Here is a 3,295-nt window from a genome sequence, read left to right on the forward strand (position 1 = left end):
GAGGATCACCGCCGCGCTTCAAGCCAGCATACACTAATCGCTTTGTAGTGCCGACCTTTGACCCTATGGTTTAAGCCAAACAATGGCTTATGCGAAAAATGGGCGCGAATAGTCGAAGACGGGCTAGGAGACCACATGACTTCGCCGATAGACCGACTGGAAGCAGAGTTTTGGGGCGCTTGCGTGATCCAACGTGCGGCTCCGGATGAGGATGCCGTGGAGCGCTGGCAGACTGACGAGCTGGCCCACTTACGGGAACGTTTCGTCGTCCGACCGCTGCCGGCGGAATTCGATGACTTGGCAGGACGTGCCCTGGCGGAATGGCAGGATCGCGAGAACACGCTCTGCTCGCGTTTGGGCATGACCCCCGAGGCATTTCTGAGCGAATTTGAAAAGCTCAGAGAGGACTATCTTAGCGGTAGGCAGGAATGGCGACACACCGTCGCGTCACTATCGCCTAAAATCTACGGCGCGGTGCGCAACATGGATTGGGTCAATCTGTTTTCCTGGGTCCTACCCAATGCCGATCGCGAACGCGCCGAGGCGCATCGCACGATCGGGCGCATGGTGGTCGCCCTGTTCTATGTCGAACTGCTATCCAAACATGAATCTGACGATGAATCCCTCCCTTTACGCAAGATCGAGGCGCGATGGCGATTGGTGTCGCTCGCCTGATCGAACCGTCACCGTCCAGCGCGCAGGGCAACGGATACCGCTGATGTCGTCTCAGCTTGGCACCTGATCAGGGCTCGATCTGCTCATCCCAGGCCCGGTTTGCATCATCCGGTATATGGGCCACCGCCCAGGCTGCGAAATTGAACGCCGTATTGGCAAAGATCTGCACACTGGCAGGGTAAAGGTAGGCCGTAACCGCGTCGTGAAAGGCCGTTTGATTGGCAAATTGCCGCCAGTCACGATAACCAGGCGAGCGATGGTCGAACATGGCCTGAACGACGATGCGCCGCAAGGTCGGATGCATCAGCCCGTAAAATGAATTCCAGCGATCCTGGGAACGCAGCCATTGCCATTCCCAGGCCACCGCCAGCGCCTCTTCGTGCCAACGGTCGAAAGACCCGCCGAGCAAGCGTCGGCAGAAGTCGCAAACGTAATGGAAGCGCTCGTGCTGATAGACGGAATATACCAGCAGTTGCAGGACGCGCTCGGCGTCCTTGGTGGTGATGAAGGGGAACTGCCGTTGGGCGTGCTGGATCAGGCTCTTCCAGTATACCTCGATATTCCCACGGTAGAGGGTGATGATGCCGGGGCTGGCCATCCACTGGTAGGTGCCGAGACGCGAGAGCGACTCTGGGATCTCAGGGAAGGACTCGCTGCTATCGGGGGCGCGTTCGTGGAAAACACTGAGGTCAGATGCATCCTCGAAAAGATCCAGTGGGAGAAGTCCGTCATCGGGGGCTTCGTTAACCGACAACGAATCATCCCGACGCCGGATGGGCACATCGGCGAAGACTTGCTTGACTAACGTATCAGCAATCGTCATACGATGACCAAAATATCTAATCTCCAAGATTACGGATCTCGTGGACAAATGCCAGAATTCCCTCCCGATCACCAACAGCCGCCACCTTGTCCAAGTCCAGAACAAACTCTTGGCCATAGCCACGATATCTAACTATGACTTCCCCGCCGGAAGGACTGAATGAGTTCAAATGGCTAAAGGCTTGCGGCTGATTGAAGCAAGCGGGCAGCCTCCATTTAGAGCGACCTTGGTAGCATTTTAAGTCGGTTAAGCATCCCCTTTGGAAGAAAGGCAGCAAGGCATGCTCTTGAGATACGTAAACACCATTCGGTGCATCCCAGCCATTAGTAAGATGGGGGTGGGCATCGAGACCGGGGAAAGCCGCAAGGGCAGTGCTGATATCTTCTTGAGTATCCAGGCGCAGGGCGGAACCGACGATCATCCAGGACCAAATCAAATGAACGTCTTGTGCATTACGTACATAGTTCCAGCGGCCACCGGTTGGCGCAACTCGTCGGAACCAACCATAAAATAGAAAAATATCGCCCGCAGAAATGCCATGACTCCTGAGTTGAGATTCCCAGCGTTTCCCTGGACCAATCACCAAGCGCTTTGATCCCTTCAGATACATCGACATCGGGTCGTGGTGGCAGCCTTGCGTGGCCTGCGTGTAGTCGCATTCATGCCGTTCCCCGTTGCTGCGAACCCTCTTTTTCGTGACCTGGTTAAGAATATCTTGGATGGGGTCCTCCCCGTACTTAAACACGAGCCTGCTGTAGTCACAGTGGCTGGGATTACTCGGTATGGGGATCGAAAACAGCGTGTTATCCGGGAATATGAGACTGGGGAATCCACCAGCAGTACTATCAAAACCCTTTCTGCTGAAAATGACATTCATAAATTTTTTCGGGTTTTTTGCACGCAGGACGGCTGATGCCTTGACTCAGTATGCGTCGACTCGCTCGAAAGCGCAATCTTTCCCTGCGTTTGTATAGAGCAATTAGCGTCGCTCTCGGCCCTTTCCAGAATGGCGTGCAGTTCCTGTACGACACAGTCCGGCAGAATATTTTTCGCGGCCCGAGGGATGTGACCCTCTTTGAACATATACGTGTAAAGGGCAGGATATTCACTAACCTCTGGCCCGTCTTCATCCCAGAGAACGAACTTTTCAAATTCAACTACCCGCCCTCGGAAGCCGCTAAATTCAGGGTTAATCTTCTTCACTGTATTCACATCCGCGTCCCCTGCTTCCGTTGTCTCTGGCTTTATTGGCGTTATCCCCACCCAAGTTATTTTTTCCTTAATTCCTTCATATCCCGGATCCGGGTGAGTCCCTCCAATACCGATGACAGCGTCGTAATCCCAATCTCGCACCCTCCCCATGCAGTCATGAATACCGAATCTATGAGTCTCCAGGTCTGGATCACCGGTGTGAGTTCGGCGATAGACGAGTATTGTCATTTTGTGCGGTACCTCGTTTCCATCACCAGATGCAGTCATCGCAAATACCTCGTCATTCAGGGTTATGATGGCTGGATGTCCGGAGCGACCTTGATAGTAGAGAAAAATCGAGGTCAGATACCGGTTTCGCGCTCCGTAAGAGGACGCAACGCCAGTCTATTCGGCCGGAAGTCAGCCGGTGATCGGCCCTCGCGTGGAACTATGGGCTCAGGGCTCATCCGAGGCCCGCGTACCGAGCTTCCGATAGACCTCGCCCCGTTCCTAGGGTGTTCAATCTGTCAGGTATATCGCAATTCCCTCTCATGCAGTTTCTGTGTTTAGCACTGAATCGATCAGGGCATGCCGACGCCGGGCCAG

At 54.4% G+C, this 3,295-nt stretch carries 4 protein-coding genes; 1 reads left to right on the forward strand and 3 read right to left on the reverse strand.

The window, feature by feature from the left end; genetic code table 11:
* Window positions 1–183: 183 nt before the first annotated feature.
* Entirely contained in the window at window positions 184–675 is a 492-nt protein-coding gene (locus A39O_RS0107210) for a hypothetical protein (RefSeq protein WP_020504018.1), read from the forward strand.
* Window positions 676–742: 67 nt separating this feature from the next.
* Here the strand turns inward: A39O_RS0107210 and A39O_RS0107215 are convergent, their stop codons facing one another.
* Genes A39O_RS0107215 through A39O_RS40515 form a run of 3 tightly spaced genes read right to left on the reverse strand, consistent with a single transcriptional unit; the run spans window position 743 to window position 2,977 of the window.
* The gene (locus tag A39O_RS0107215) at window positions 743–1,498 is read right to left on the reverse strand and encodes a hypothetical protein (RefSeq protein WP_020504019.1); all 756 of its coding nucleotides are present in this window, start codon (window positions 1,496–1,498) and stop codon (window positions 743–745) included.
* Window positions 1,499–1,514: 16 nt separating this feature from the next.
* Window positions 1,515–2,375 (reverse strand): Nmad3 family putative nucleotide modification protein, encoded by an 861-nt coding sequence (locus A39O_RS40510; protein ID WP_157639776.1) that lies wholly within the window; start codon window positions 2,373–2,375, stop codon window positions 1,515–1,517.
* Window positions 2,372–2,977: a hypothetical protein gene (locus tag A39O_RS40515; protein ID WP_157639778.1), complete on the reverse strand. Its 606-nt coding sequence runs from the start codon at window positions 2,975–2,977 to the stop codon at window positions 2,372–2,374. Before A39O_RS40515 ends, A39O_RS40510 begins: the two co-directional genes overlap by 4 nt.
* Between the last annotated feature and the right edge of the window lie 318 nt (window positions 2,978–3,295).

It is taken from the genome of Lamprocystis purpurea DSM 4197 (genome assembly GCF_000379525.1).
GTDB lineage: Bacteria > Pseudomonadota > Gammaproteobacteria > Chromatiales > Chromatiaceae > Thiodictyon > Thiodictyon purpureum.

Bases quoted from the DNA above. Each gene is read 5' to 3' on its own strand.
- A39O_RS0107215 (WP_020504019.1), bottom strand. From the start codon at position 1,498: ATGACGATTGCTGATACGTTAGTCAAGCAAGTCTTCGCCGATGTGCCC.
- A39O_RS40510 (WP_157639776.1), bottom strand. From the start codon at position 2,375: ATGAATGTCATTTTCAGCAGAAAGGGTTTTGATAGTACTGCTGGTGGA.
- A39O_RS40515 (WP_157639778.1), bottom strand. From the start codon at position 2,977: ATGACTGCATCTGGTGATGGAAACGAGGTACCGCACAAAATGACAATA.